At 72.9% G+C, this 26,228-nt stretch carries 23 protein-coding genes; 6 read left to right on the top strand and 17 right to left on the bottom strand.

Annotated features, from left to right (window positions below; translation table 11 throughout):
* Positions 1-4: 4 nt before the first annotated feature.
* Positions 5-1,363 (top strand): DUF2252 domain-containing protein, encoded by a 1,359-nt coding sequence (locus CW362_RS31805; protein WP_103553059.1) that lies wholly within the window; start codon positions 5-7, stop codon positions 1,361-1,363.
* Positions 1,364-1,378: 15 nt separating this feature from the next.
* On the opposite strand, the gene CW362_RS31800 is transcribed toward CW362_RS31805, so the two are convergent.
* The 5 genes from CW362_RS31800 to glnA all read right to left on the bottom strand — a co-directional run bounded on the left by CW362_RS31800 (position 1,379) and on the right by glnA (position 6,205).
* A complete protein-coding gene (locus CW362_RS31800) occupies positions 1,379-2,158 on the bottom strand; it encodes an alpha/beta hydrolase (protein WP_103553058.1) in 780 nt (259 codons plus the stop codon).
* Positions 2,159-2,251: 93 nt separating this feature from the next.
* Entirely contained in the window at positions 2,252-2,896 is a 645-nt protein-coding gene (locus CW362_RS31795; protein ID WP_103553057.1) for a DUF1269 domain-containing protein, read from the bottom strand.
* 155 nt (positions 2,897-3,051) lie between these two features.
* Positions 3,052-3,636, bottom strand: coding sequence for a PspA-associated protein PspAB (pspAB, locus tag CW362_RS31790; protein ID WP_103553056.1), 585 nt, complete (start codon positions 3,634-3,636; stop codon positions 3,052-3,054).
* Positions 3,637-3,640: 4 nt separating this feature from the next.
* Positions 3,641-4,585: a zinc metalloprotease HtpX gene (gene htpX, locus CW362_RS31785; protein WP_103553055.1), complete on the bottom strand. Its 945-nt coding sequence runs from the start codon at positions 4,583-4,585 to the stop codon at positions 3,641-3,643.
* A 210-nt stretch (positions 4,586-4,795) separates the two neighbouring features.
* The gene (gene glnA, locus CW362_RS31780) at positions 4,796-6,205 is read right to left on the bottom strand and encodes a type I glutamate--ammonia ligase (RefSeq protein WP_103553054.1); all 1,410 of its coding nucleotides are present in this window, start codon (positions 6,203-6,205) and stop codon (positions 4,796-4,798) included.
* A gap of 198 nt (positions 6,206-6,403) precedes the next feature.
* On the opposite strand from glnA, the gene CW362_RS31775 reads away from it, so the two are divergent.
* Complete coding sequence (locus CW362_RS31775) at positions 6,404-6,871, top strand: RDD family protein (protein ID WP_103553053.1); 468 nt, start codon at positions 6,404-6,406, stop codon at positions 6,869-6,871.
* A gap of 739 nt (positions 6,872-7,610) precedes the next feature.
* On the opposite strand, the gene CW362_RS31770 is transcribed toward CW362_RS31775, so the two are convergent.
* The 4 genes from CW362_RS31770 to lipB form a co-directional block, all read right to left on the bottom strand.
* The gene (locus tag CW362_RS31770; RefSeq protein WP_103553052.1) at positions 7,611-8,309 is read right to left on the bottom strand and encodes a DUF4191 domain-containing protein; all 699 of its coding nucleotides are present in this window, start codon (positions 8,307-8,309) and stop codon (positions 7,611-7,613) included.
* A gap of 95 nt (positions 8,310-8,404) precedes the next feature.
* Complete coding sequence (locus CW362_RS31765; RefSeq protein WP_103553051.1) at positions 8,405-8,599, bottom strand: SCO2195 family GlnR-regulated protein; 195 nt, start codon at positions 8,597-8,599, stop codon at positions 8,405-8,407.
* A 293-nt stretch (positions 8,600-8,892) separates the two neighbouring features.
* Entirely contained in the window at positions 8,893-9,858 is a 966-nt protein-coding gene (gene lipA / locus CW362_RS31760; RefSeq protein ID WP_103553050.1) for a lipoyl synthase, read from the bottom strand.
* Positions 9,859-9,989: 131 nt separating this feature from the next.
* Complete coding sequence (lipB, locus tag CW362_RS31755; RefSeq protein WP_103553049.1) at positions 9,990-10,796, bottom strand: lipoyl(octanoyl) transferase LipB; 807 nt, start codon at positions 10,794-10,796, stop codon at positions 9,990-9,992.
* A 332-nt stretch (positions 10,797-11,128) separates the two neighbouring features.
* Between lipB and CW362_RS31750 the strand changes: the two genes are divergently transcribed.
* Complete coding sequence (locus tag CW362_RS31750) at positions 11,129-12,601, top strand: NsdA family TPR-like regulatory protein (protein ID WP_103553048.1); 1,473 nt, start codon at positions 11,129-11,131, stop codon at positions 12,599-12,601.
* A gap of 624 nt (positions 12,602-13,225) precedes the next feature.
* Here the strand turns inward: CW362_RS31750 and CW362_RS31745 are convergent.
* On the bottom strand, positions 13,226-14,617 hold the full coding sequence (locus CW362_RS31745; RefSeq protein ID WP_240658135.1) for an NAD(P)/FAD-dependent oxidoreductase: 1,392 nt from the start codon (positions 14,615-14,617) through the stop codon (positions 13,226-13,228).
* Positions 14,618-14,843: 226 nt separating this feature from the next.
* A complete protein-coding gene (locus tag CW362_RS31740) occupies positions 14,844-15,761 on the bottom strand; it encodes a TIGR01777 family oxidoreductase (protein ID WP_103553047.1) in 918 nt (305 codons plus the stop codon).
* Between the two features lie 71 nt (positions 15,762-15,832).
* On the opposite strand from CW362_RS31740, the gene CW362_RS31735 reads away from it, so the two are divergent.
* The gene (locus CW362_RS31735) at positions 15,833-16,324 is read left to right on the top strand and encodes a GNAT family N-acetyltransferase (RefSeq protein ID WP_103553046.1); all 492 of its coding nucleotides are present in this window, start codon (positions 15,833-15,835) and stop codon (positions 16,322-16,324) included.
* 139 nt (positions 16,325-16,463) lie between these two features.
* Here CW362_RS31735 and CW362_RS31730 read toward each other — a convergent pair whose 3' ends face one another.
* Positions 16,464-17,648, bottom strand: a complete 1,185-nt coding sequence (locus CW362_RS31730; RefSeq protein ID WP_103553045.1) for a MarP family serine protease — start codon at positions 17,646-17,648, stop codon at positions 16,464-16,466.
* Between the two features lie 437 nt (positions 17,649-18,085).
* On the opposite strand from CW362_RS31730, the gene CW362_RS31725 reads away from it, so the two are divergent.
* Both CW362_RS31725 and CW362_RS31720 read left to right on the top strand, forming a co-directional pair.
* Positions 18,086-18,781 carry a peptidoglycan recognition protein family protein gene (locus CW362_RS31725; protein WP_240658136.1) on the top strand — a complete coding sequence of 232 codons (696 nt, stop codon included), beginning with the start codon at positions 18,086-18,088 and terminating at the stop codon, positions 18,779-18,781.
* Between the two features lie 130 nt (positions 18,782-18,911).
* Positions 18,912-19,217 (top strand): hypothetical protein, encoded by a 306-nt coding sequence (locus CW362_RS31720; protein ID WP_376450384.1) that lies wholly within the window; start codon positions 18,912-18,914, stop codon positions 19,215-19,217.
* A gap of 55 nt (positions 19,218-19,272) precedes the next feature.
* Here the strand turns inward: CW362_RS31720 and CW362_RS31715 are convergent, their stop codons facing one another.
* The 5 genes from CW362_RS31715 to sucB all read right to left on the bottom strand — a co-directional run.
* Positions 19,273-19,794 (bottom strand): DUF4240 domain-containing protein, encoded by a 522-nt coding sequence (locus CW362_RS31715; protein ID WP_103553043.1) that lies wholly within the window; start codon positions 19,792-19,794, stop codon positions 19,273-19,275.
* 179 nt (positions 19,795-19,973) lie between these two features.
* Complete coding sequence (locus CW362_RS31710; protein ID WP_103553042.1) at positions 19,974-20,945, bottom strand: helix-turn-helix transcriptional regulator; 972 nt, start codon at positions 20,943-20,945, stop codon at positions 19,974-19,976.
* Positions 20,946-21,213: 268 nt separating this feature from the next.
* Entirely contained in the window at positions 21,214-23,913 is a 2,700-nt protein-coding gene (gene aceE, locus CW362_RS31705) for a pyruvate dehydrogenase (acetyl-transferring), homodimeric type (RefSeq protein WP_103553041.1), read from the bottom strand.
* A 296-nt stretch (positions 23,914-24,209) separates the two neighbouring features.
* Positions 24,210-24,833, bottom strand: coding sequence for a GntR family transcriptional regulator (locus tag CW362_RS31700; protein ID WP_103553040.1), 624 nt, complete (start codon positions 24,831-24,833; stop codon positions 24,210-24,212).
* Between the two features lie 319 nt (positions 24,834-25,152).
* Positions 25,153-26,228: 2-oxoglutarate dehydrogenase, E2 component, dihydrolipoamide succinyltransferase (gene sucB, locus CW362_RS31695; protein WP_103553039.1), on the bottom strand; the 1,076-nt coding region annotated here is incomplete at its 5' end.

Genomic DNA, 26,228 nt, shown 5'->3' with positions numbered 1-26,228 from the left:
GGCCGTGCTCCGCGACAGCGTCACGGCCGCCTCGGCGGACCGGGCCGCCCGGGGCCGGGCGGCCCGCAAGCGGGTGCCCCGCTCCGCGCACGGCACCTGGATCCCCGCCGCCGACCGCCCCGACCCCGTCGGCCTCCTCCAGGCGCAGGGCAGGGACCGGCTTCCGGAACTGCTGCCGGTCCGGTACGCGCGGATGGCCGCGTCCCCCCTCGCCTTCCTGCGCGGGGGCGCGGCCGTCATGGCGGCCGACCTGGCCGCCCAGCCCCACACCGGGCTCACCGTCCAGCTGTGCGGCGACGCCCACCTGTTGAACTTCGGCCTGTACGCCGCCCCGGAACGCCCCCTGCTCTTCGACCTCAACGACTTCGACGAGACCTTCCCCGGCCCCTTCGAGTGGGACGTCAAACGGCTCGCGGCCAGCGTCGCGGTCGCGGCCCGCGAGAACGGGCACAAGGAGGAGCACGTCTTCGGCGCGGCACGGGCCGCCGCCGGGCAGTACCGCGAGGCCGTACGACGGCTGGCCCGGCAGGGCGAGCTGACCGTCTGGTACCAGCACATCGACGCCGACCTGCTGCTGCCGCTGGTCCGCTCGGGACGCCGTCGCCGTCGCACCGAGGCCACCCTCACCCGGGCCCGCCGCCGCACCAGTCTTCAGGCGCTCGGCAAACTCACCGAGACCGTCGGGGGGCGCCGCCGCATCATCCACGACCCGCCCCTGCTGGAACCGGCCGGAGCCATGGACACGGCCTCGCTCCGCAAGATCTTCAGCGACTACCGCTCCACGCTCCCCGAGGAACGCCGCCTGCTCCTCGACCGCTACCGGTTCGTCGACGCGGCCCGCAAGGTCGTCGGCGTGGGCAGCGTCGGCGTCCGCTGCTTCATCGTGCTGCTCTCCGGGCGGGACGCCGACGACCCGCTGTTCCTCCAGATCAAGCAGGCGGGACCGTCCGTGCTCGAAGAGCACCTGCCCAGCGGCCCCTACGTCCACCCCGGGCGCCGGGTCGTCGCGGGCCAGCGGCTGATGCAGGCCGCCGGTGACGCCTTCCTCGGCTGGACCACCGGGCCCGAGGGGCGCGCCTTCTACTGGCGGCAGCTGCACGACATGAAGGCGTCCGCGGACGTCGCCGGCATGAGCCCGGGCGAACTGCGCGCCTACGCCCGGCTGTGCGGCACCGCCCTGGCCCGCGCGCACGCCCGCTCCGGCGACCGTGTCGCGATCGCCGCCTACCTCGGCGGCGCCGACACCTTCGAGCGCGCCGTCGGTGACTTCGCGCTGCGCTACACGGAGCGCAACGCCGACGATCACGCGGCACTGGGCGCCGCGGTCGTCGCGGGCGTGGTCCCGGCGGCCCCGGGCGTGTGAGACCGCCGGGGTCGTTCAGACCCCGGGGGAGGAGGGGGCCGGGGCGCCGAGGCCGGCGAGGGCGAGGTCCACGAGCCGGCGCCGGTCCCCGGGGTGGTCGCGGAACCAGAGGCCCAGCAGGTGGTCGGCGTCGGGCAGTTCGAAGCGGGTGAAGTCGGCGCGGGCGGTGAGCGCGTCCGTGACGGCCTCCGTCACGGCGGGCGGGATGATCGCGTCCACGGCGGGTACGGCGAGCACCGCGCGGCCCTCGTAGGCCCGCAGCACGTCGAACGCGGGAGCCTCCCGCCAGCTGTCCGGGGTGCGGATGATCCGGCTGAAGAGGCTCTGCGCCTCGGGACCGTCACCGTCCTGCCGCGAGGGGTCCTGCGGGTCCTCGAACGGAAGGGACCAGGCCTCGGCTGCGTACACCGCGGGCGCGCACAGCACGAGCGCCACCGCGCGCCGCCCGTAGTGCCGTGCGAGGTCGGCCACCGTCTGGCCGCTCATGCTGAACCCGACCAGGATCAGCGGGGCGTCCGCCGGAACCGTCGCGTCGATCACCGACACGGCCTGCTCGAAACGCAGCCGGAGGCTCAACCCGCCCAGTGCGCCGGTGCTTTCACCGTGCCCGGAGAAGTCGAACGCGAGCCCGGCGCAGCCGCGCGCGGCGAAGTCGCCGAGCAGCGGGAGCAGCCGCTCCTTGTTGCCGTTGCCCGCGCCGTGCAGCAGGACGGCGGTCGCCGCGCCGTCGTTTCCACCGCCGCCGACGCAGCTCAGCCGTTCACCGTCGTGGTCGTGCGTGAAGGAGGAGAGCATCTCCCCATTGACGCACGCGGGCGGCGGCGCCCCCGGACGGCGCCGGCCGGATGACGCCCTTGCCGGGGCCGGACGGCACGGGGCGGGCTCGGTTCAGGAAGAGGTGGGAGCGCCGTTCGCGTCCGGTTCGGGGGTGCCGGCCGGTGCGGACGTGCCCTCGGCGCCCGTTCCGGGAGCGGCTGCCGGCGCGCTCGCCGCGGACGCGGCCGTACCGCCCGTCCCCCCGGGCGCGGCGGCTGCCGCGGACTTCGCCTGGGCCGCGGCGACCGCCTCCCGCAGGTGGTCCTCCTGCTCCTGGCTCAGCGAGGTCTGCACCAACTGGCCGCCGAACTCGGCGATCTGAGGGATCACCTTGTCTCCGGCCGCCTGCTTGACCAGGACGAACAACGCGCCCGCGCCCGGCCGCAGATTCTGGCTGAGATCCTTCATGAACTTGTCGTTGATCCCGGTGTCCGTGACCGCGCCTCCGGCGGCACCGGCCGCCGCGCCCACCGCCGCGCCGAGCAGCGGCGCGAGGAAGAGCAGACCGATGACACCGCCCCACAGCGCGCCGCCGGCCGCGCCGATGGCCGTGTGGCTGACCGCCTGGTGGAGCTTGACCTTGCCGTCCTCGCTCCGCTCGACGACGACCGCGTCCTCCAGCTCGACGAGATGCTGCTTCGACAGTTCGAACAGCTTGTCGCGCACCTGGTCGGCGGTGGCGACGTCCTCGTAGGCGATGACGAACAGATTGCTCATGAGGGCACCCCTTGTGTCGATTCCGTCCGACTTTATAGCGGTATGGGATGGTGTGCAGTCGGGGGGAAGCGGGAGGAAAAGGGGTGCCGGCCGTGGGCCGGACCCCGGTCGTCACCGGAGGCCGCCCCTTCCGGAACCCGGACCGGGACCGGGCGTCACAGTCCCGGCGCGCCCCAGATCGGGAACCAGCGGGCGAGGTCCTGTTCGATGCGCAGGTCGTCGGCCAGGGCCGCCTTGATCTGGAGCTCCAGCGCGTTGTCGCGCCGTTCGCCCCCGCCGGCCAGCGGTGCGAAGGGGAAGAAGGTGCCCCGCTTGTAGAGGTAGACCAGGCCGAGCCGTCGCTGTTCCGTGTCCTCGAAGCCCACCACGGAGCACAGCAGCTGGGGGCCGAAACCGGTGCTCTCCAGGGAGCTGTTGACCGCGTGCAGATCGCTCACCAGTGCCGGCAGGTCGTCGGGTGTCCGGTGGGAGACCAGCCACGAGTAGCCGTACTCGTCGCGGGTCCGTTCCACCGGCGGGCCCGTCCGTCCGGTGTCGGCGTCCAGCAGGGCCTGGGCCTCCTGGTGCGCCTGGGCGAAGGCGCCGCCCTCGGCGGAGGCGAAGCACACCGCTCCCGTGCCGGTCGGGGTGAACCCGGCCGCGGCCTGGAGGGTCACGGCCGCCGACGGCAGCGCGAAGAGCTGGTCCAGGTCGGGTGCGGCGGGCTTGCTGCGGCCCAGCAGGATGTCCAGGAACCCCATGCGGTCAGAGAGCCTCTCCGGGAGTCGGGGTGCTCGTGTCCGGCACCGCGGCCTCGCCCAGCTCGGCGGAGATGCGGGCCAGCTGTTCGAGCCGCTGCTCCAGGCTCGGGTGGGTCGAGAACAGGTTGGCGATGCCCGGCTGGGCGCCGAGCGCGGGGGTGAAGTAGAACGCGTTGAAGGCCTGCGCGGTCCGCAGGTCCTTGGTCGGGATCCGGCCGATGTCCCCGGTCACCTTGGTCAGCGCGGACGCCAGCGCCGAGGGGCGGCCGGTGAGCAGGGCCGCGGCACGGTCGGCGGCCAGTTCGCGGTACCGGGAGAGCGCCCTGATCAGCATGAAACTGATCGCGTACACGGCTGCGGACACCGTCATCACCGCCAGGAAGACCGCGGCGGTGTTCTGGTCCTTGTTGCCCCGCCCGCCGAAGAGCTGCGAGTAGAACGCGAACCGGACCATCAGCCCGGCGAGCACCCCGAGGAAGGACGCCACGGTGATCACGGCGACGTCCTTGTGCGCCACGTGCGACAGCTCGTGCGCGAGGACGCCCTCCAGCTCGTCGGGCTCCAGCCGGCGCAGCAGCCCGGTGGTCACGCACAGCACCGCGTGATCGGCGTTGCGCCCCGTGGCGAACGCGTTCGGCATGTCGATGTCCGACACGGCGACCAGCGGCTTCGGCATGTCGGCCACGGCACAGAGCCGGTCGACGACACCGTGCAGCTGCGGGTGCTCCTCGCGCTCCACGATCCGTCCGTGCATGGCGTACAGCGCGATCCGGTCCGAGAACCAGTACTGCGCGATCAGCACCCCGGCCGCGATCACGACGACCAGCACCCACGACTTCAGCAACACGATCAACGCGGCGACGAAGGCCACGTACAGCAATCCGAGCAGGAACAGCGTGACCGTCATCCGCACGGTCAGCTGCCGATCGTTCCGGAACCGGCTCCGCATCTCGCACCACCCCGCAGTCGGGCACTCGTCCCGTTCTCCATTGTGCGCCCGCGGATTCCCATGGGCGGGTGCCGATCGGCCCCGCGGCGGGCAAAGAACGTCCCCGTGCGTACGGCCTCGCACCGGCCCCCGCCGGGGGAGGAACGCGCCGGCCGCGCCCTTCCCGGAGGAAGGACGCGGCCGGTGACGTGTGCGGCTGGAGCGACGGGTTTACACGTCGAAGTACAGCTCGAACTCGTGCGGGTGCGGACGCAGCTGGAGAGGCGCGATCTCGTTGGTGCGCTTGTAGTCGATCCACGTCTCGATCAGGTCGGACGTGAAGACGTCGCCCGCGAGCAGGAACTCGTGGTCGCGCTCCAGCGAGTCGAGGACCGCCGGGAGCGAGGTCGGGACCTGGGCGACGTTCGCGTGCTCCTCGGGAGCCAGCTCGTACAGGTCCTTGTCGATCGGCTCGGCCGGCTCGATCTTGTTCTTGACGCCGTCCAGACCGGCCATCAGCAGGGCCGCGAACGCCAGGTACGGGTTGCCGGAGGAGTCGGGCGCGCGGAACTCGACGCGCTTGGCCTTCGGGTTCGAGCCCGTGATCGGGATGCGCATGGCCGCGGAGCGGTTGCGCTGCGAGTAGACCAGGTTGACCGGGGCCTCGAAGCCGGGGACCAGGCGGTGGTACGAGTTCACCGTCGGGTTGGTGAAGGCCAGCAGCGACGGGGCGTGCTTGAGGATGCCGCCGATGTAGTAGCGGGCCATGTCCGACAGGCCCGCGTAACCGGCCTCGTCGTAGAACAGCGGGGAACCGCCGCTCCACAGCGACTGGTGGACGTGCATGCCCGAGCCGTTGTCACCGAAGATCGGCTTCGGCATGAAGGTCGCGGTCTTGCCGTTGCGCCAGGCGACGTTCTTCACGATGTACTTGAAGAGCTGGAGGTCGTCGGCCGCGGCGAGCAGCGTGTTGAACTTGTAGTTGATCTCCGCCTGGCCGGCGGTGCCCACCTCGTGGTGCTGGCGCTCGACCTGGAGGCCGGAGTTGGCCAGCTCCAGGGAGATCTCGGCACGCAGGTCGGCGAAGTGGTCGACCGGCGGGGTCGGGAAGTAGCCGCCCTTGTAGCGGACCTTGTAACCGCGGTTGTCCTCGAGGGCACCGGTGTTCCAGGCGCCGGCCTCGGAGTCGATGTGGTAGAAGGACTCGTTCTCGGCGGTCTTGAAGCGCACGCTGTCGAACACGTAGAACTCGGCCTCGGGGCCGAAGTACGCGGTGTCGGCGATACCGGTCGACGCGAGGTAGGCCTCGGCCTTCTTGGCCACGTTGCGCGGGTCACGGGAGTACTGCTCGCCCGTGATCGGGTCGTGGATGAAGAAGTTGATGTTGACCGTCTTGTCGCGGCGGAAGGGGTCGACGCGCGCGGTGGACAGGTCGGCGCGGAGCGCCATGTCGGACTCGTGGATGGCCTGGAAGCCGCGGATGGAGGAGCCGTCGAAGGCGAGCTCCTCCGCCGGGTCGAAGGCCTCGGCCGGGATCGTGAAGTGCTGCATCACACCCGGCAGGTCGCAGAAACGGACATCGACGAACTTGACGTCCTCGTCCGCGATGAACTTCTTGGCCTCGTCGGCGTTCTGGAACATCCAGCTCCTCCTACTCCCGCCCGCAGTGAACGGGGTGGTAGTTCGTTCGTGCGGCCAGTGCGGTGGCACACGCTGGGGCCGACCATAGGGACGGGGGATTTCTCCAGCGTGACCCATTTGTTTCGCCCAAGTTAACCGACCTCGGCCCCGCGGGCCCCTCCTGTCCGTATGGCAAAACGGGCACAGTACCTTGGACGGGTGGACAACAGGCAAGCAATCGGATCGTGGCTCTCCGGCCCCCGCGCGGCGGCGGAGGAAGCCGGTGTCGACTTCGGATACCGGGGCGAACAGCTCGGTCTCCCGGAGCACGGACCGGGCTCGATCGCCCGCCCGGGCCGCCGTCTGGCCGCCCTCGCCGTCGACTGGGGCCTGTGCCTCCTGATCGCATACGGGCTGCTCACCGACGGCTATGACCAGGCTACTGGCAACTGGGCCCTGCTCGTCTTCTTCGCCCTCGGAGTCCTCACGGTCGGTACCGTCGGCTTCACTCCGGGCAAGCGGCTGCTGGGCCTGCGTGTCGTGGCCGAGGGCGGTGGCCGGCCGAACCCGCTGCGCGTCCTGCTGCGCACCGTGCTCCTGTGCGTGGCCGTCCCGGCCCTGATCTGGGACCGCGACGGCCGAGGCCTCCACGACCGCCTGGCCCGCACGATCGAGGTCCGCATCTGATCCCGGGCCCCCGGGAACGGGGCCCGGCACCCCGGCCTGAGGGGGACGCCCCCGCCAGGACGCAGAGGACCGCTCCGCCCCGGCGAGGGTGATGCGCCGCACCCGGGAGGGCGGCCCGCCGCCGCACCGCGACGTGCGGCCCCGGTGGAGACCGTCCCCGGGACGAAGGCACCCCACCCCGCCGAGGGACCCCGCCCGCCGAAAACGATCCACCCCCGACGAGGGCCCGCCCGGCATGGCACGGCCGAAGCGACCCGCCTCCGGCGAGGGCCCGGCTTGCTGCGGCCGAGGTGTTTCGCTCCCGGCGAGGGGGACGGCTCGTACGGCCGTTCCGCCCCCGCGAGAGGGGGTGTCCGGTGCAGCCGACGAGCCCCGCCCGGCTTGAGGGCCCGGCCCGGCACTGCCATGGTGATCCGCCCCCGGTGAAGGAGGCAGCTCCTATGGCTGTCCTCGCGCGAGAGGGGCCAGTACGGCTGGCGAGCCCCGCCCGGCTCAGGGCCCGGCCCGGCGCACGGCCGAGGTGGTCCCCCGGCGAGGAGCAGCCCGGTGCGGTCGGTGTGATGTGTCCTGGGCGGGGGCGGCCCGGTGTGGCCGAGGTGTCCCGCTCATGGCGAGGTACGGCCCGGTGCGGCCGACGGGGGCCGCGCCCGGTGAGGGTGGTGTGCGAACGGTGATGGGGTGCCCGGAGATCTCCGGGCACCCCATCACCGTAGGAACTGGTCAGGCCGACGCGCGAGCGTCACCGCCTCGGGCCACCCCGCGGCATCCGCATGCCCTTGGGCATCGGGCCCTTCGGCAGGGGCATGTTGCTCATCAGGTCGCCCATCGCGCGCAGCCGGTCGTTGGTCGCGGTCACCTGGGGGCCGGCGAGCACGCGCGGCAGCTTCAGCATCGTCGTGCGGAGCTTCTTCAGCTCGACCTGGCCCTCACCGGTGCCCACGAGGATGTCGTGCACCGGGACGTCCGCGACGATCCGCGCCATCTTCTTCTTCTCGGCGGCCAGCAGGGTCTTGACCCGGTTCGGGTTGCCCTCGGCGACCAGCACGATGCCGGCCTTGCCGACCGCGCGGTGCACCACGTCCTGGTTGCGGTTCATCGCCACCGCCGGGGTCGTGGTCCAGCCCCGGCCGATGTTGTCGAGCACCGCCGCGGCCGCGCCCGGCTGTCCTTCCATCTGCCCGAAGGCTGCTCGCTCGGCCCTGCGCCCGAAGACGATCGCCGTCGCGAGGAAGGCGAGCAGAAGCCCGAGAATTCCGAGATAGACCGGGTGGCCGATCAAGAATCCGATCGCGAGGAAGACACCGAGGGTGAGAATTCCGACAGCCGCGAGTACAAGACCGATCTTGGAATCGGCCTTGCGGGTCATTTTGTACGTCAGAGCGATCTGCTTGAGTCGCCCGGGGTTCGCAGCGTCCGCTGCGGTTTCCTTCCTCGCCATGCCCACGAGTCTACGTGGCCCGGGAAGCGCGGACGACGGCAGTACGGAGTGAGCTGGACCGCTCTGCCGGGGAACGGTGGCCGGAGGCGTGTCGTTCAGGAGTGCGAGACGGACTCCAGCACGCGCTGCGCCTCGACCCGGTCCTTGGCGCGGCGGCGGTCCTCCAGGACGGAGGTCCAGGCGTTGCGGCGGGCGGTGCGCTGCCCGCTGCTCATGAGCAGCGACTCGACGGCACGCAGTGCATCGGTGAACGACGGAATCGCGGTGGCGCGTACGGGCGCGGCCTGCATGATGAAGATCCCCCCTCGGGATCGACAGCTCGGACGGGGACGTGTGGTGACGTGGAACCAGAGTCACTGATTGGTGTTACCAGTACGTGACCGAGCGGTCAAACACCAATGAAGCCTTGATGCGGCGGGTCCTTTTCCCGCCCTGTTCCTGATGCGCCGTTCAACTGCGGGGATGCTGTGAAGGGGTGTGAACGGGCCGTTGTGGAGGGCGAGTTGCTTGTGCGCGGATTCACACGAAAGCGGTGGCACCGAGTGCCACCGCTTTCCTTTCGCAACGTGTGCCGTTCGGGGGATCAGACCGCCTGGGAGGCGACGTACGCGCCGCGCTTCTCGACGGCCATCTGGTACAGGCGGCCGGCCCGGTACGAGGAGCGGACCAGCGGTCCCGACATGACGCCGGAGAAGCCGATCTCCTCGGCCTCTTCCTTGAGCTCCACGAACTCCTGCGGCTTGACCCAGCGCTCCACGGGGTGGTGGCGCACGGAGGGGCGCAGGTACTGCGTGATCGTGATGAGCTCGCAGCCCGCCTCGTGCAGCTGCTGGAGCGCCTCGCTGACCTCCTCGCGGGTCTCGCCCATGCCGAGGATCAGGTTCGACTTCGTGACCAGACCGTAGTCCCGGGCCTCGGTGATGACCTTGAGCGAGCGCTCGTAGCGGAAGCCCGGACGGATCCGCTTGAAGATCCGCGGGACCGTCTCGACGTTGTGCGCGAACACCTCGGGGCGCGAGGAGAAGACCTCGGCGAGTTGCTCGGGCTCGGCGTTGAAGTCCGGGGCGAGCAGTTCGACCTTGGTGCGGCCGGCCTCGCGGCCCGCCGTCTGCGCGTGGATCTGGCGGACCGTCTCCGCGTACAGCCAGGCGCCGCCGTCCTCCAGGTCGTCGCGGGCGACGCCGGTGATGGTGGCGTAGTTCAGGTCCATCGTGACGACGGACTCGCCGACACGGCGCGGCTCGTCCCGGTCGAGGGCCTCCGGCTTGCCGGTGTCGATCTGGCAGAAGTCGCAGCGCCGCGTGCACTGGTCACCGCCGATGAGGAAGGTGGCCTCGCGGTCCTCCCAGCACTCGTAGATGTTGGGACAGCCCGCCTCCTGGCAGACCGTGTGCAGGCCCTCGCTCTTCACCAGGCCCTGCATCTTCGTGTACTCGGGGCCCATTTTCGCCCGGGTCTTGATCCACTCGGGCTTGCGCTCGATGGGGGTCTGGCTGTTCCGGACCTCCAGGCGCAGCATCTTGCGTCCGTCGGGTGCGACTGCGGACACATCGGCTCCCTGTAGCTTCGATTCTTCGGCGTACACCAGAGTACGCCCGTGCGGTGCTCGGCCCCCGACGTGGGCAACCTTCGGGAGCGGGGGTGCATTCCCGGAGGGCTCGCGCCAGGGGTGTGCGGGGTCTAGGCCGGCGCGCGTTCCACGACGCGCGGCTTCAGGTCCGCGTTCGCCAGGACGTCCCTCAGGTGCTTCTCGGCCACCGGCAGGACCTCGGCGATGGTCACGTCGCGGCCCAGCTCGCCCGCGAGGGAGGCGACGCCCGCGTCACGGATGCCGCACGGGATGATCCGGTCGAACCAGGCGTTGTCCGGGTTCACGTTCAGCGCGAAGCCGTGCATGGTGACGCCCTTGGCGACGCGGATGCCGATCGCGGCGATCTTGCGGTCCTCGCGGCGCTGGCCCGCGTTGGACGGGGCGTACTCCGGGCCGTTGAGCCTCGGATCGAACTCCTCGTCCGTCAGCCTCGGGTCGAAGTCGAGGGAGAGGCCCCCGAGCGCGGAGGCGCCCTGGGCGGGGTCCTTGGCGTCCCCGAGGACCCAGACGCCGCTGCGCCCCTCGACCCGGCTCGTCTCCAGCCCGAACTCCGCGCAGGTGCGGATGAGCGCCTCTTCCAGACGGCGTACGTGCGCTACGACGTCCACGGGACGCGGGAGCTTCTGGATGGGGTAGCCGACCAGCTGGCCCGGACCGTGCCAGGTGATCTTGCCGCCGCGGTCCACGTCGACGACGGGCGTGCCGTCCAGGGGCCGCTCGTTGTCCGCCGTGCGCCGGCCCGCGGTGTAGACCGGGGGGTGCTCCAGGAGCAGGCAGGTGTCGGGAACCTCGTCCAGGAACCGGGCGGCGTGCACGCGCCGCTGCTCGTCCCACGCCTCCTGGTACTCGACGGCCTCGGCACCGAATCCCATGCGGACGAACCGCAACTCACTCACGGCAAGCGCCTCCCTAGAAGCTTCCTCGGGCACGTGGTGGTCCCCGTGCGGGGCACGCGAAGGAACCTTTCGTCAGGTCCGTGGCGCGCCCACGCCACTGTACGTCCGCCCGAACCGCGTCAGCTCGACGGCCAATACTCACACGATCGGATGAATGAGTGTCGATGTGTGCGATGACGTGCTCACGCTCCGCTACATTCGCGCCGTTCACGAGGCCATAAGGGCTGCTCACAGGCAATCCGGGCACAGGGGGGTCTCGGGGAGGCGCAAGCACGCTCTCACGCCGCCCCGAGACGCCCCTGGGGACCCGAAGGCAGGAGACCGCACCGCAGATGACGGAACGACCCGCGCAGCGCACGCCCAATCGACAGCTCGCCGCGCTCATCGCAGAAGCGGGGTTCTCCAACGCAGGTCTCGCCCGCCGGGTCGACCAGCTCGGACTGGAACACGGACTGGACCTGAGATACGACAAGACATCGGTGACCCGCTGGCTGCGGGGCCAGCAGCCCCGCGGGACCACCCCCGCGCTCATCGCCGAGGTGTTCACGCGCCGCCTCGGCCGGCGTCTGAGCGCGCAGGACCTCGGGCTCGACGCCTGCGCGCCCGTGTACGCGGGGCTGGAGTTCGCCGCGACCCCCGAGGAGGCCGTGGACATCGTCAGCGGCCTGTGGCGCAAGGACTCCGGGAGCCACGCCGAACTCCGCAAGATCGCCTTCACCCCGGCCGGGCTCGTCGTGCCCAGCCGGGACTGGCTGATCGGCCGGGCCGACGACCGGGTCGCCCGCGGCGACCAGCCGGCCCGCATCCCCGCCCAGGGCCGCCCGGCCGTGCCCAAGCTCACGGCGCCGCCCGAGCAGGGGGGACCCGCGTCCCGCCGCGGCCGGACCGAGCGGGGCCCGGGCCAGCGGGTCAGCGGCGGGGACATCGCCGCGCTCCGCTCGGTCGGCGAACTCTTCCGCGCCCTCGACCACGCCTACGGCGGCGGCCACGCCCGCCAGGCACTGGTCCGCTACCTGGAGCACGAGGCCGAGCCGATGCTGCGCGGCTCCTACGGGGAGCAGACCGGCCGGCACCTGTTCGCCGCCGCCGCCGACCTCACCCGGCTCGCCGGCTGGACGTCGTACGACATCGGCGCGCACGGACTCGCGCAGCGGTACTTCGTCCAGGCGCTGCGCCTGGCGCAGGCCGCCGGTGACCGGGTGTACGGCTCCTACGTGCTCATCACGATGAGCCGCCAGGCCGTCTACCTCGGGCACGGGCGCGAGGCCGTGCAGCTCGCGCGGGTGGCGCAGCAGGGCCTCGGCTCGGGGGGCCCGCAGGTCGTGCAGGCGCTGCTGCACGCGGTCGAGGCGCGCGGCCACGGGGTGCTCGGCGAGGTGCGGGCCTGCACGGCCTCCCTGGTCCGGGCCGAACGCGCGCTGGAGGCGTCCCGGGCCGGCGACGAGGTCCCGCACTGGGCCCGGTACTTCGACGAGGCCCAGCTCGCCGACGAGTTCGGGCACTGCCACCGGGACCTCCAGCAGTTCCGGGCGGCGGCCCAGCACGCCGAACGTTCGCTCCAGCTGCGGGCGCCCGGTTACGCGCGCAGCCGGCTGTTCTGCCGGGTGGTGCTGGCCTCGGCGCGGCTCGGGCTCGGGGAGCTCGACCAGGCCTGTCTGCTCGGTGCGGAGGCCGCGGGACAGGCGGCGGAGATGCGGTCGGCGCGGGCCGTCGAGTACGTGCGGGACTTCGAGAAGCGGCTCGAACCGTACAAGGACGCCGCCCCCGTGCGCGGCTACCGGGACAAGGTGGCCGCGCTGAGCTGAGCGAGGGCCTGTCCGGCGGGGTCCGCGGTGCCGCCGTGCGGGCGCGGACGGGTGTGCCGGGCCCCGCGTCCTCGGCACGGTCCGCCGGACCGTCCCCGGTCTCCGGCCTGGGGTGCCGGAGACCGGGAAGCCCTGTGTGCGCACCGGGGCGGGAATCCGCTTCCGGTGCGCACGAACCGGCCCGCCGGAGCCGGGGCCGTCCGCCGGGGGCGTCGCCCTTCCGGGGCGGGGTCCGTCCGTCGAAGGCCCGGGTCCGGCGGGCGGGAGTGGGGCCCGCCCGCCGGAGCGGGTGTCCGGCGCCCGGAGACGCGGGTCCGCCTTCCGGGCCGGGACCGGCCGCCGGAGCCGGGGTCTGCCCGCCGGGAGCGGGCCCTCTCTCCGGAGGTCAGGGCCCGCCCGCCGGGAGCGGGTCCGCGCCTCCGCGGTCCGGGGTTCACCGGACCGCGGTCCGGGTTTCCGCGCCCGAGGCCCGGGTTCGCCCGTCCGGAGGACCGGAGCCCGCGGGCCCGGTGGGCCCGCGGGTCCCGTGCGCCGGTCCCGGAGTTCCGGAGCCCCGTGCCGGAGCTGCGGGACCTGACGCCGGAGCCACGGGTCCCGGGCCGGAGTCGTGGGGGAGGGGCGGGGTCAGGCGGCGGACTCCAGGGGCTCGGCCGACGGGGCGGCCGGGCGGACGTCCAGGTCCGTCAGGAGGGCGTGGGCGGCCCGCCGGGCCGAGTGCAGCGCGCCCTGCACCGTGCTGGTGTCCCGGTGGTCACCGCACACGTACAGGCCCGCGAGCAGCCGCACGGGGCGGCGCAGGTCGTGCGGCGGCGGCATCGCCGGGACCGCCTCGGGCTCGTGATGGACCGCCAGCAGTTCCCAGCGGGACGTCGACGTGCCGTAGAGACGGGCCAGTTGGGCGCGGACCGCCACGTCCAGGTGGGCCGCGGCGGGCGGTGTGCCGAGGACGGTCGAGGAGATCAGGGCGCGGCCCGCGGGCGCCCGGGCCGGGTCGACCTGGCTGACGACCGCGGTGTGCGCCACCGGGCCGCTCCGGTCGGCGTCCAGGAGCAGCGCCGGTTCGGTGAGCGGCGGTTCGTCCGTGGTGTGGTGAAGGACGGTCACCGGGTGGAAGGCGGGGACGTGCAGCCCGGGCAGGAACTGGGCGGCGGCGCGGGCCCCGGTCGCCAGCAGGATGGCCCGGCAGCGGAGTTCGCCGTGGTCCTTGGTCGTGACACGGGTCGTGGAGACGGCGGTGACCTCGACGCCCGTGTGCACGGTGCCGGGCGGAAGGGCGGCCGCGAGCAGTTCGGGGAGCGCGTCCGCGCCGCCTTCGGGCAGACAGAGCCGTCCCGTCGCGAAGGAGTGCAGCGCGAGGTCGGCGCAGCGGCTCGACGTCCCCAGCTCCGGGTCGCAGAGCAGGGCCGCGAGAAGGGGGCGCAGAAAGGCGTCGGCCGTACGGGCCGGGAGCCCCCGGGTGGTCAGCGCCTTCGCCGCGGTGAGGTCCGGGCGGGTGAGCAGGCGCTCCGGCGGGGTGGAGGCCAGGCGCGCGAGGGCCGCGCTGAGACGCGACTGGTCGAGGGGGCCGCCGAGCGGTCCGGGGCGGGCGGTTCCGCGCGTGGGCCGGGACAGCGGAAGCCGGGGGGCGCTCGCGAGGGCGCGCGCCGTAGTGAGTGCGCCCCTCGCGCTCCGGGGAGTGCCGGGCGTGCCCGTGTGGTGGCGGTGGCCGTCGCTGTGCAGCAGCACGCCCGGCGAGAACGGGCACAGGACGAGGGCGTCCAGGCCCGGGGTGTGGCGCAGTTCCGGGTACGAGGTGGACAGGAGCCGGCCGAGCCGGTCCAGCCGGAAGCCGTCGACCTTCTCCGTGGACATGCGGCCGCCCACGTGGGGGGCGGCCTCCAGGACGGCGGTCGTCAGACCCGCCCCGGTCAGATGTCGTGCGGCCGCGAGGCCGGCGACACCGGCTCCCACGACGACGACGTCGACGTCCTGCGCGATCTGTGCCGTGTGCGCGGTGTGGCGTGCGGGCTCTAGCACGTGCCCCTCCTCGAGGTTGCGCGGCCGGTGGGGACGTCATGCCCCCAACACGCTTCTGGGATGCCCGAGTTCGGATCGAGGGTGCGAGGTCCGGCCACGGGGTGGAAGTGGCGCGACGGCCGTGCACGGGGGCATGGGGGGTGCATGTGCCCGGCCGGCGGGGACGGTCGGACCCGTCGGCCGGGCACACGTGCCCCGGGGGCCCTCGCCCTCCGGGAGACGTCCCTCAGCCCAGCGCCGCCCGCAGCGCTCCCTCGATCGAGGGGAACGCGAAGGCGAAGCCCGATTCCAGGAGACGGGTGGGCAGGACGCGCTGGCTGCCCAGGACGTCCTCGGCCATGTCGCCGAGGGCCAGGCGCAGGAGCGGGGCGGGGGCGGTGAGCAGGGTCGGGCGGTGCAGGACGCGGCCCATGGCGTCGGTGATCTCGCCGTTGGTGAGCGGGTCGGGCGCGGTCAGGTTCACCGGGCCGGACAGGGACTCCGTGTCGAGGACGTGCCGGATCGCGGCCACCTCGTCGTGCAGCGCGATGTAGCTCCAGTACTGGCGTCCGTTCCCCATCCGCCCCCCGAGCCCCGCCCGGAACAGCGGGATCAGCCTGGCCCAGGCCCCGCCCTCGCGGGCCACCACGAGCCCGGTCCTGGGGAACACCGTGCGCACCCCGGCCTCCTGCGCGGGAGCGGCCGCCTCCTCCCACTCCACACAGACGGACGGCAGGAACCCGGCCCCGGGAGGTGCCGACTCGTCCACCGCGCGGTCGTCCGTGTCGCCGTAGAACCCGATCGCGCTCCCGTTGACGAAGACCCGCGGAGGTTCGTCCAGCGACGCCACCGCCTCCGCGAGCGTCGCCGTCCCCAGCACCCGGCTGTCCCGGATCATCCGCTTGTACGCGCGGGTCCAGGGCCGTCCCGCGACCGGGGCCCCCGCCAGGTTGACCACCGCGGCACAGCCGATGAGCCCCACCGCGTCGATCCGCTGCCGCTGCGGATCCCATCGGACCTCGTGCGGCGAGCGCGGCTCACGGCGCACGAGCCGGACCACCTCGTGGCCCTCGGCGCTCAGGGAGCGCGCCAGCGCGGAGCCGATCAGGCCGGACGCGCCGGCGATCACGATGCGGGAACCCGGGGGCAGCGGTGAGTCGCTCATGGGACCATCCTGCCCGCGCGGCCGCGGACTTCACGGAAGGACCGCAGCGCGGCGGCCGTACAGTGACCGGTATGTCAGCTGCTCCGCGGATACGCACCGCCACCCTGGACGACGAGGACGGGCTCGGCCGGCTCGACCGGGACACCTGGTCCACGCTGCACGCGGTCATGCCGCGCCCCAGACCGCCGTACGAACCCTTCTACAGCGAGCGGTTCGGCCCCCGGGACCATCTCGTCGCCGAGCTCGACGGCCGCCTGGTGGGATACATCCGGCTGGGCTTCCCGACCTCGCTGGCCTGCAACGCGCACGTCCGCCAGATCCTCGGACTGACCGTCGCCGAGGAGGCCCGGGGCGCCGGGGTGGGCCGCGCGCTGCTGCGGGCGGTGTGCGAGGAGGGCCGCCGCCAGGGCGCCCGGCGCATCACACTGCGCGTCCTCGGCCACAACACCCCGGCGCGGACGCTGTACGAGTCCGAGGGGTTCGTCGTCGAGGGAGTCCTGCCCGGTGAGTTCCTGCTGGACGGCGTCTACGTGGACGACGTCCTGATGGGGCGCCCGCTCTGACCGGTTCCGGTTGCGGTTGCGGTGCCACGGCGGGCGGCGTCCGTCCCGTCGCGGCACCCGGGGAGCCCGCGGCACCGGCCGTCCGTTGACTCCTCGCCGTCGGCGGACGACGGGCGCGGGCCGTCCGTGGCCGCCCGGGTCAGGACGTGACGAGGTCGCCCGTGTCCACGCGGGCCGTGGCGTGCGCCGCCTTCCGGGCGTCGCCCGCGACCTCGTGCGCGGTCAGGACGTAACCCGTCTCGTCGTCCGAGGTCGAACGGGCGAAGACCACGCCGTACACCTCGCCGTCGGTGGTGAGGAGCGGACCGCCGGAGTTGCCGGGACGGACGGTCGAGCGGATCGAGTAGACCTCGCGGGTGACCGTGCCGGTGTTGTAGATGTTCTGGCCCGTCGCGTTGATGCGGCTCGCGACGGTGGCCGCCTGGAGGTCGAGGCCGCCGTCCTGGGGGTAGCCCGCGACCACCGCGGAGTCGCCGCGCGAGGCGACCCCGTCGAAGTGGAGGACGGGCGCGCGCAGGGCCGGCACGTACAGGACGGCGACGTCCCTCTGCGGATCGAAGAGGACCACCCGCGCCTGGTAGGGGCGGCCGACCCCGCCCACCCGCACGGTCGGCCGGTCGATGCCCGCCACCACGTGCGCGTTGGTCATCACGCGGTGGGGCGCGTAGACGAAGCCGCTGCCCTCCCGGCCCTGGTTGCCCGAGCTGCCCTCGACCTTCACGGTGCTCAGCTTGGCGGCGTTCGTCGCGGCCGGTGTCACGCTGTCCCCGGAGGGCTTCGCGACACCCGCCGTCGGTTCGTTCTCGAACGGGTTGAAGACCTGCGGGAAGCCCGCCTCCGTGAGGGCGGAGGTCGCGCGCGAGAACCAGGCCGGCGTGGTCTCCGGCATCGAGTTCTGCACGGCGCCCAGCAGCGCCGAGTTGCGGATCGACTGCGTCACCACCGTCGAGGAGGACGCGCCCAGGACGCTCGCCGCCACCCAGGCCACCAGCAGCACGGCCAGCGTGTTCGCCGCGGCCCCGCCGACACCGTCGGCCACCCGCAGCGGCCCCTGGTCCAGCTCGCGGCGCAGCTTCAGCGCCAGCCGTCCGGCCAGCTCGTGGCCCACCACGGCGGGCAGCAGCACCGTGAACACCGCCGTCACCGTCGCCGCCGGTGTCCCCGCCGTGACCAGCTCCATCATCCACGGCAGCACCCATACGCCGATGACGGCGCCGCCCACGAAGCCGGCCAGCGAGACACAGCCGGCCACCAGGCCGCGGCGGTACCCGGACGCCGCGTAGACCAGGATGACCAGCATCAGCAGGAGGTCGAGCACGTCCACGGAGCCGCCTTTCTCTAGGGCCCCTTAGTACGCGTAGGGCGGGCCCAGTGATCAGCCACGCGCGTTCGGTGCCGTGGAAACGGCCATACACCCGTGGACCCGTAAAAACGTCCCGGACACGCACGATGGTTCCACCAGGTGGCACACCCCACATCGCGGCCCGCGCGGATCCGGGTCAGGGTGGCTCCATGCGTGTCTTCCGGAAGCTGCGGGGACCTCGAATACGGAGCGGCGGGGGGCTGGCGTCCCACCCCGCCCGGCACGGGCGCCACGGACGTCCGGCGGCTTCCGCCCACGAGGCTCGCACCGGCCCGGGGCGGAAGGCCGACGCTCCCGTGCTCCCCGGAGTGCGCCGGCGTGCGCCGGTCGGATGGCCGAGACCGCTCCTCGTCCTCCTCGGATGCGTGCCCGGCCTGCTCGCCGCCCTGGCGCTGGTGATGGGCACGGTCGGGGTGGGCCGCACGGCGGCCCGTGCCCCCGCCGCACCGCCGCCGGCCGTGGCCCGGATCACGGTCCCCCGCCCCATCGCCCGGCCGCCCGTGGTACCGCGGTCGAAGTGGCTCGACGCCGCGAGCGCGCGCGAGCAGCCGCCGCCCCGCTACGACGACCGCGTCGTGGCGGTCTTCATCCATCACACCGACTCCCCGAACGGCTACGACTGCGCCGAGACGCCCCGCATCATCCGCGACGTGTACGCGGGCCAGACCGGCGCCAAGCAGTGGGACGACATCGGCTACAACTTCCTCGTCGACCGCTGCGGCACGATCTACGAGGGCCGGGCGGGCGGGGTCGACCGGCCCGTCACCGGGGCGCACACCCAGGGCTTCAACCACCGCTCCGCCGGGATCGCCGCGATCGGCACGTTCACGGCGGGGTCGAAGGTGCCGAAGGCGATGACCGACGCGATCGCCCGTCTCGTGGCCTGGAAGCTCGGGCTCGTCGGCGTGGACCCCCGGGGCACCGTCCGCCTGGTCTCCAGCAACAGCCTCAGCCGCTACGCCGCGGGCACCGCCGCCGTGCTCGCCACCGTCTCCGGCCACGACGCGGCCTTCATGACCAGCTGTCCGGGCGCCGCCCTCAGCGACCGCCTCCCGGAGATCCGCGACCTGGCCGCCCGCTACCAGGGCCGCTGACCTCCCGGCCCCCCGGCGCCGGCGGTCACAGGCGTACCCCCGGCCGCTCACAGACTCCCCAGAGCCGCGCGCCCTACGGTCGCCGTACGTCGTCGCACGGCGTCGTACGCACCGACCGGAGGCGGGGACCATGAGGATCAGTCGGACGGAGTCCGCGCACCGCGCGGGAAGCGGGGCGCACGCGGGGCGCACGGCGGGCGCGCGGCCTGTGGAACCGACAGGCGGCCGGGTGGCGGCGGCGCGCGGTCCGTGGGCGGTGGTGTGCGCCGTGGTGACGGTCGTGCTGGGCCCGGCGGCGGTCACGGCGTCGGCACTGGACCGGGCCAACGCGGCCCCGCAGCACCACACGGCGCGCGCGGACGGGCCGCGGGCGTACGTCCCCGAGGACCCGGCGCGCCGGCCGGCCGTGCCCCGGAGCCGGACGGGCGCCGCCTGAGGGCCGGACCCTGAGGGCCGGACCCCCCGGGCCCCGCCGCCTCCCGCGGTCCCCGTCAGTCCTCCCTGAACCGGTCCCACAGCTTGGGGTAGCGCTCCGCGATGACGGACTCGTTCTCGAATTCGAGGGGGGTCCCCTCGGGCTCGGCGGCCGCGGCCGGGATGCCCAGGGCGGGTGCGACGGTGCCGGTCAGCTGCTCGTAGGCCTCGTCGGCCGCGTACCCCAGTTCCTCGCCGTCGCCGTCGATCTCCTCGTCGAAGTCGTCCAGGAGCTCGGCGAGCGTGTCGGGGTCGTGCATCGCACCCTCGAAGACGTCCCGGCCCTGGCCGATCAGCCAGCACCGGAAGAAGTCGAAGGCGTCGTCGCTGGCCCCGTCGAGCAGCACCCAGGCCGCGCCCCACAGATCCCAGCGGTACGCGCGGTTGTAGCGGGACTCGAAGTGCCGGGCGAAGTCCAGGACGGAGTCCGGGTCCAGCTGGACGAGCCGCTCGACGAGCAGATCCGCCTGTTCCTCGGGGTCGCCCTCGGCAGTCTCGCGGGTCGTGTCCACCAGCTGCCAGAACTCCGTCTCGTCCATCACGGGTCCAGCATCGGGCCTGGGCGGGAGGGGCGCACGTGGAGTGGCGCAGATTGTTATGCATGCACATGCCGAAGGTAAAACCGCCGGGTCCGCGCGGTTTTCGAGAGGGCGGCGCGGACGGTTCCACGAGCCGGTCCGGGGCTCGCGATCACCTGTCCGTGATCACCTGTCCGCGATCACCGGTAGAGCGCCGCCGCTCCGGCCGCGTCCTCGGCGCAGCGCTTCCGCAGCCCCGCCGGGGCGAGCACCTCCACCTCGGGCCCGAGCCCCCGCAGCTGCACCCGGGCGACCTCCTCGGACTCGACCGGCAGGGTGAGGGTCACCCAGCCCCGCCCGTCGGGGATCCCGGACGTGCCGATCCCCTCCTGCGCGGAGGCGGGGCCGAGAGCGTACGGAAGCTGTCGCACACCCTCCGGGGACAGCCGTACGACGACCTCGGACCGCAGGACCGACCGGGCGAACTCCTCGGCCCGCTCCTCCCAGAACGCCGGCAGGTCGAACTCCTCGTCCCGGCGGAACCGCTCCGCGACCGGTTCGACGGCGGTGAACCGGTCGATCCGGTACACCCGGAAGGCCTCCGCGTCCGCCACCCGCGCGCACAGGTACCAGAGCCCGGCCTTCAGGACGAGCCCGTACGGTTCGAGCGTCCGCTCCACCTCCGAGGCGCCGCGCCGGTAGCGCGCGAGGACCTGGCGGTCGTCCCACACCGCGTCCGCGAGCGCGGGCAGCAGCTCGGGCGTCCGCGGTTCGCTGAACCAGGCGGGCGCGTCCAGGTGGAAGCGCTGCGCCGCCGAGCGCGAGGCGTCCCGTACGGAGGGCAGCAGCGCCGCCGACACCTTCAGCCGGGCCGCCGACGCCGTGTCCTGGAGGCCCATGTCACGCAGTGCCCCCGGCACCCCGCTCAGGAACAGCGCCTCCGCCTCGCCGCGCGCCAGTCCGGTCAGCCGCGTGCGGTACCCGCCGACCAGGCGGTAGCCGCCGGCCCGGCCCCGGTCCGCGTAGACCGGGATCCCCGCCTCCGACAGCGCCTGCGCGTCCCGGGAGACCGTGCGCTCGGACACCTCCAGCTCCCGCGCCAGCTCGGCGGCGGTCATCGCCGCGCGGGTCTGGAGCAGCAGCACCATCTTGATCAGACGAGCGGCACGCATGGGTTCATGATGCCGGGCACCACTGACAGCCGGCGGGCGGACGTCCGGCCCCGCGAGACCGCCGAAGGGACCGGAGGGACGAAAGCAGCCAGAGGGACGAAAGCAGCCGGAGGGACGGAAGGGGCTGGCGGGCCGGAAAGGGGCGGAGGGGCGGAAGAGACTGGCGGGCCGGAAAGGGCCGGTAAGGGGCAGAGGGACGGAGGGGCCGGGAAAGCCGAGAGGGGGCACGGCGTTCGCCGTGCCCCCTCTCCGGGTCCAACCCCGGGCACTACAGGCCGTAGCGCTCCCGGGCCTCCTTCACCGCCGACGCCTTGACCTCGCCGCGGCGGGCGAGCTGTGCCAGCGCGGCGACGACGATCGACTGCGCGTCCACGCCGAAGTGGCGGCGGGCCGCGTCACGGGTGTCGGACAGGCCGAAGCCGTCGGCACCGAGCGAGGACCAGTCCTGCTCGACCCACTGCGCGATCTGGTCCGGGACCTGGCGCATGTAGTCGGAGACCGCGAGCACCGGGCCCTCGGCGCCGTGCAGCGCCTGGCGGACGAACGGCACCCGCTCCTCGCCGCGCAGCAGGGCCGCGTCGGCCTCCAGCGCGTCGCGGCGCAGCTCGGTCCAGGAGGTCGCGGACCACACGTCGGCGGCCACGCCCCACTCCTCGGCGAGCAGCTTCTGGGCCGCGAGGGTCCAGTGGATCGCCGTTCCGGAGCCGATCAGCTGGATGCGCGGGGCGTTCGCCGCGGCCACGTCCAGGCCCGCGGACTCCGCCGTGTTGAAGCGGTACAGGCCCTTGACGATGCCCTCGTCGACGCCGGCCGGCTTGGCGGGCTGCGGCATCGGCTCGTTGTAGACGGTCAGGTAGTAGAAGACGTCCGGGTCCTCGCCCGGGGCCGCCTCGCCGTACATCCGGCGCAGACCGTCCTTGACGATCGCCGCGATCTCGTAGGCGAACGCCGGGTCGTAGGACAGCGCCGCCGGGTTGGTCGCCGCGATGACGGGGGAGTGGCCGTCGGCGTGCTGGAGGCCCTCACCGGTCAGGGTCGTGCGGCCGGCCGTGGCGCCGACGAGGAAGCCGCGGCCGAGCTGGTCGCCGAGCTGCCACATCTGGTCGGCGGTGCGCTGCCAGCCGAACATCGAGTAGAAGATGTAGAAGGGGATCATCGCCTCGCCGTGCGTGGAGTACGCGGTGGACGCGGCGATGAAGTCCGCCATGGAGCCGGCCTCGGTGATCCCCTCGTTGAGGATCTGGCCGTCCTTGGCCTCCTTGTAGTACATCAGCTGGTCGCGGTCGACCGGCTCGTACGTCTGGCCCTTGGGCGAGTAGATGCCGAGCGACGGGAAGAGCGACTCCATACCGAAGGTACGGGCCTCGTCCGGGACGATCGGCACCCAGCGGCGGCCGGTCTGCTTGTCGCGGACCAGGTCCTTGACCAGGCGGACGAACGCCATGGTCGTCGCCACGTTCTGCGAGCCGGAGCCCTTGTCGAAGGACGCGAACGTCTTGTCGGCGGGGGCCGGCAGCGGGGCCAGGGCGTGCGTGCGGCGGGCCGGGGCCGGGCCGCCGAGGGCCGCGCGGCGCTCCTGGAGGTAACGGACCTCGGGGGAGCCGGCGCCCGGGTGGCCGTAGGGCACCACGCCGTCGACGAACTGGCTGTCGGAGATGGGCAGTTCGAGCAGGTCACGCATCTGCTTGAACTCGTCCGTGGACAGCTTCTTCATCTGGTGGTTGGCGTTCTTCGACGCGAAGCCCGGACCGAGGGTGTGGCCCTTGACCGTCTGGGCCAGGATCACCGTCGGCGCGCCCTTGTGGGCGAGGGCGGCGCGGTAGGCCGCGTACACCTTGCGCGACTCGTGGCCGCCGCGCGAGAGGTGGAAGCACTCGAGGATCTTGTCGTCGCTCAGCAGCTTCGCCATCTCGGCGAGCGCCGGGTCGGAGCCGAAGAAGTCCTGGCGGATGTAGGCGGCGTCGCGGGTCTGGTACGTCTGCACCTGCGCGTCGGGCACCTGGCGCAGGCGGCGGACGAGCGCGCCCGTGGTGTCGAGCTGGAACAGCTCGTCCCAGGCCGAGCCCCACAGCGACTTCACGACGTTCCAGCCGGCGCCGCGGAACTGGGCCTCCAGCTCCTGCACGATCTTGAAGTTCGCACGGACCGGGCCGTCGAGGCGCTGGAGGTTGCAGTTGATGACGAAGGTCAGGTTGTCCAGACCCTCGCGGGAGGCCAGGGCGAGTGCCGCGGTCGACTCGGGCTCGTCCATCTCGCCGTCACCGAGGAACGCCCACACGTGGGACGCGGAGACGTCCTTGATGCCGCGGTTGGTGAGGTACCGGTTGAAGCGGGCCTGGTAGATCGCCGACAGCGGGCCGAGGCCCATGGAGACGGTCGGGAACTCCCACAGCCAGGGGAGCCGGCGCGGGTGCGGGTACGACGGGAGGCCGTTGCCGCCCGACTCCTGGCGGAAGTTGTCCAGGTGCTGCTCGGTCAGCCGGCCGTCGAGGAAGGCGCGGGCGTAGATGCCGGGGGAGGCGTGGCCCTGGATGTAGAGCTGGTCGCCGGACCCGTCACCCTCCTTGCCCTTGAAGAAGTGGTTGAAGCCGGTCTCGTAGAGCCAGGCCGCGGAGGCGAAGGTGGCGATGTGGCCGCCGACGCCGTGCTTCGCGCCCCGGGTCACCATCGCGGCCGCGTTCCAGCGGTTCCACGCGGTGATCCGGGCCTCCATCGCCTCGTCGCCGTCCACGACGGGCTCGGCGGCGGTGGGGATGGTGTTGACGTAGTCCGTCTCGAGCAGCTTGGGCAGCGCGAGACCGTTGCCCTCGGCGCGCTCCAGCGTGCGGCGCATCAGGTACGCGGCACGGTGCGGCCCGGCCGCCTGGGTGACGGCGTCCAGGGAGGCCTGCCACTCGGCGGTCTCCTCGGGGTCGCGGTCCGGGAGCTGGTCGAGCTCGCTCGGCTGGATTGCGGTGGGGTCGGTCATTGCGCCGCCTTCCGGATGCGGAGGGGGGTTCCCTCATCGGCAAGGGGTTTTCGGGATGTGCCCTTGGTCTATGGCAGGACAGGGCGGAGGGCTCTTGTGGGAGCCCGTCGAGGACTGTAACCCCCTGATCGATGATCGATCAAAGGATTCCGGAGGAAATCCTCTTCAGATCGGAAAGTCGGCACGCGGTGCCTTGAAGTCGGGCACCGGGTGCCGTGAAAATCGACGGTTCTCGCAGGTGGGAGCACGGTTGAGCAGGGGCGCGCTCCCCTGCGCCGAAGCCGTCGGGACGTCCCTCAGGGGCGCGGGGCGCAGCCGAGGACGTGGGCCTTGACGAGGTCGGCGATCAGCGGGTCGCGCCGCCGGAAGGCGTCCACGAGGGCCTCGTGCTCCTCCGCGTACGACTGCTGCACGGTCCCGAGCCAGCGGATGGACAGGGCCGTGAAGACCTCGATGCCCAGGCCCTCCCAGGTGTGCAGGAGGACGGAGTTCCCGGCCGCCCGGACCAGCTCGCGGTGGAAGGCCACGGTGTGCCGCACCTGGCCGGTGCCGTCGGCCAGCCGGTCGGCCTCGTACAGCGCCGCCACGTGCGGCTCCAGGGCCGAGCAGTCCTCCGCCAGCTTCCCCGCCGCCAGCTCCGCCGCGATGGCCTCCAGACCGGCGCGTACGGGGTAGCTCTCCTCCAGGTCGGCCGCCGTCAGGTTCCGCACCCGGACGCCCTTGTTCGGCGCCGACTCGATCAGCCGCAGCGACTCCAGCTCGCGCAGCGCCTCGCGCACCGGCGTCTGGCTGACCTCCAGCTCGGTGGCGATCCGCCGCTCCACGATCCGCTCGCCCGGCTTCCAGCGCCCGCTGACGATCCCCTCCACGATGTGCTCGCGGATCTGTTCGCGCAGCGAGTGGACGACGGGCGCGGTCATGAAGGCTCCTTTGGGAGGGGCGGCGAAACCCTCGTGGGCGTTTGACCTTTAGACAATAAGGCCGGGGCTCCGTCGGTGTCGGGCGCATGGCGGCGCTTTCCCGCAGGTGAGACGAGACTTACACGCTGTCAGGGTGTTCCCGGCCGTACGGGCGCGTACCAGGTGAAGTCCGGATTCGTACCGTCGATGTGATCGCGGAACGCGAGCGCCGGCGGAAGAACGGCGGTCGCGGGAGTCCGGACCCGACGAAACGCGGCACCCCCGCCCGGAGTCCCGGGCGGGGGTGCCGCGTCAGCGTTCCGCGTACGAGCGGTGCGGGTTACAGGCCGAGCTCGACCTCGAACTCGCCCGCCTCCAGGATCGCCTTGACCGCGGTCAGGTAGCGGGCGGCGTCGGCGCCGTCCACCAGACGGTGGTCGTAGGAGAGCGTCAGGTACGTCATGTCGCGGACGCCGATCACGGTGCCCTCCTCCGTCTCGATGACGGCCGGACGCTTGACCGTGGCACCGATGCCCAGGATCGCGACCTGGTTCGGGGGCACGATGATCGTGTCGAAGAGCGCGCCGCGCGAGCCGGTGTTGGAGATGGTGAAGGTCGCGCCGGACAGCTCGTCCGGAGTGATCTTGTTCGCGCGGACCTTGCCCGCGAGGTCGGCCGTGGCCTTCGAGATGCCGGCGATGTTGAGGTCGCCCGCGCCCTTGATGACCGGGGTCATCAGGCCCTTCTCCGAGTCCACCGCGATACCGATGTTCTCGGCGTCGAAGTAGGTGATCGTGCCCTCGGCCTCGTTGATCCGGGCGTTGATGACCGGGTGGGCCTTCAGCGCCTGGGCCGCCGCCTTCACGAAGAACGGCATCGGGGAGAGCTTGACGCCCTCGCGGGCCGCGAAGGAGTCCTTCGCCTGCGCGCGGAGCTTCATCAGGCGGGTGATGTCGACCTCGACGACCGAGGACAGCTGCGCCTGCTCGTGCAGCGCCTTGACCATGTTGTCGCCGATGACCTTGCGGATGCGGGTCATCTTGACGGTCTGGCCGCGCAGCGGGGAGACCTCCAGGACGGGGGCCTTCTTGGCGGCGGCCGGGGCGGCAGCGGCGGCGGGCGCCTGGACCGAGACGGCGGCCTTCGCGGCCTCGGCCGCGGCGACGACGTCCTGCTTGCGGATGCGGCCGCCGACGCCGGTGCCCTTGACGGCGGCCAGGTCGACGCCGTTCTCGGCGGCGAGCTTGCGCACCAGCGGGGTCACGTACGCGCCGTCGTCACCGGCGGTCGCGGCGGGCGCCGGGGCCGGGGTGACGGGGGCGGGCGCGGCCACCGGCGCGGGGGCCGGAGCGGCGGGCGCGGCCACCGGGGCGGCGGGCTGGACCGGGGCCGGGGCGGCGGCGGCCGGGGCGGCCG

Source organism: Streptomyces populi (assembly GCF_002911015.1).
Lineage (GTDB): Bacteria > Actinomycetota > Actinomycetes > Streptomycetales > Streptomycetaceae > Streptomyces > Streptomyces populi.
This window is presented reverse-complemented; position numbering and strand designations above follow the sequence as displayed.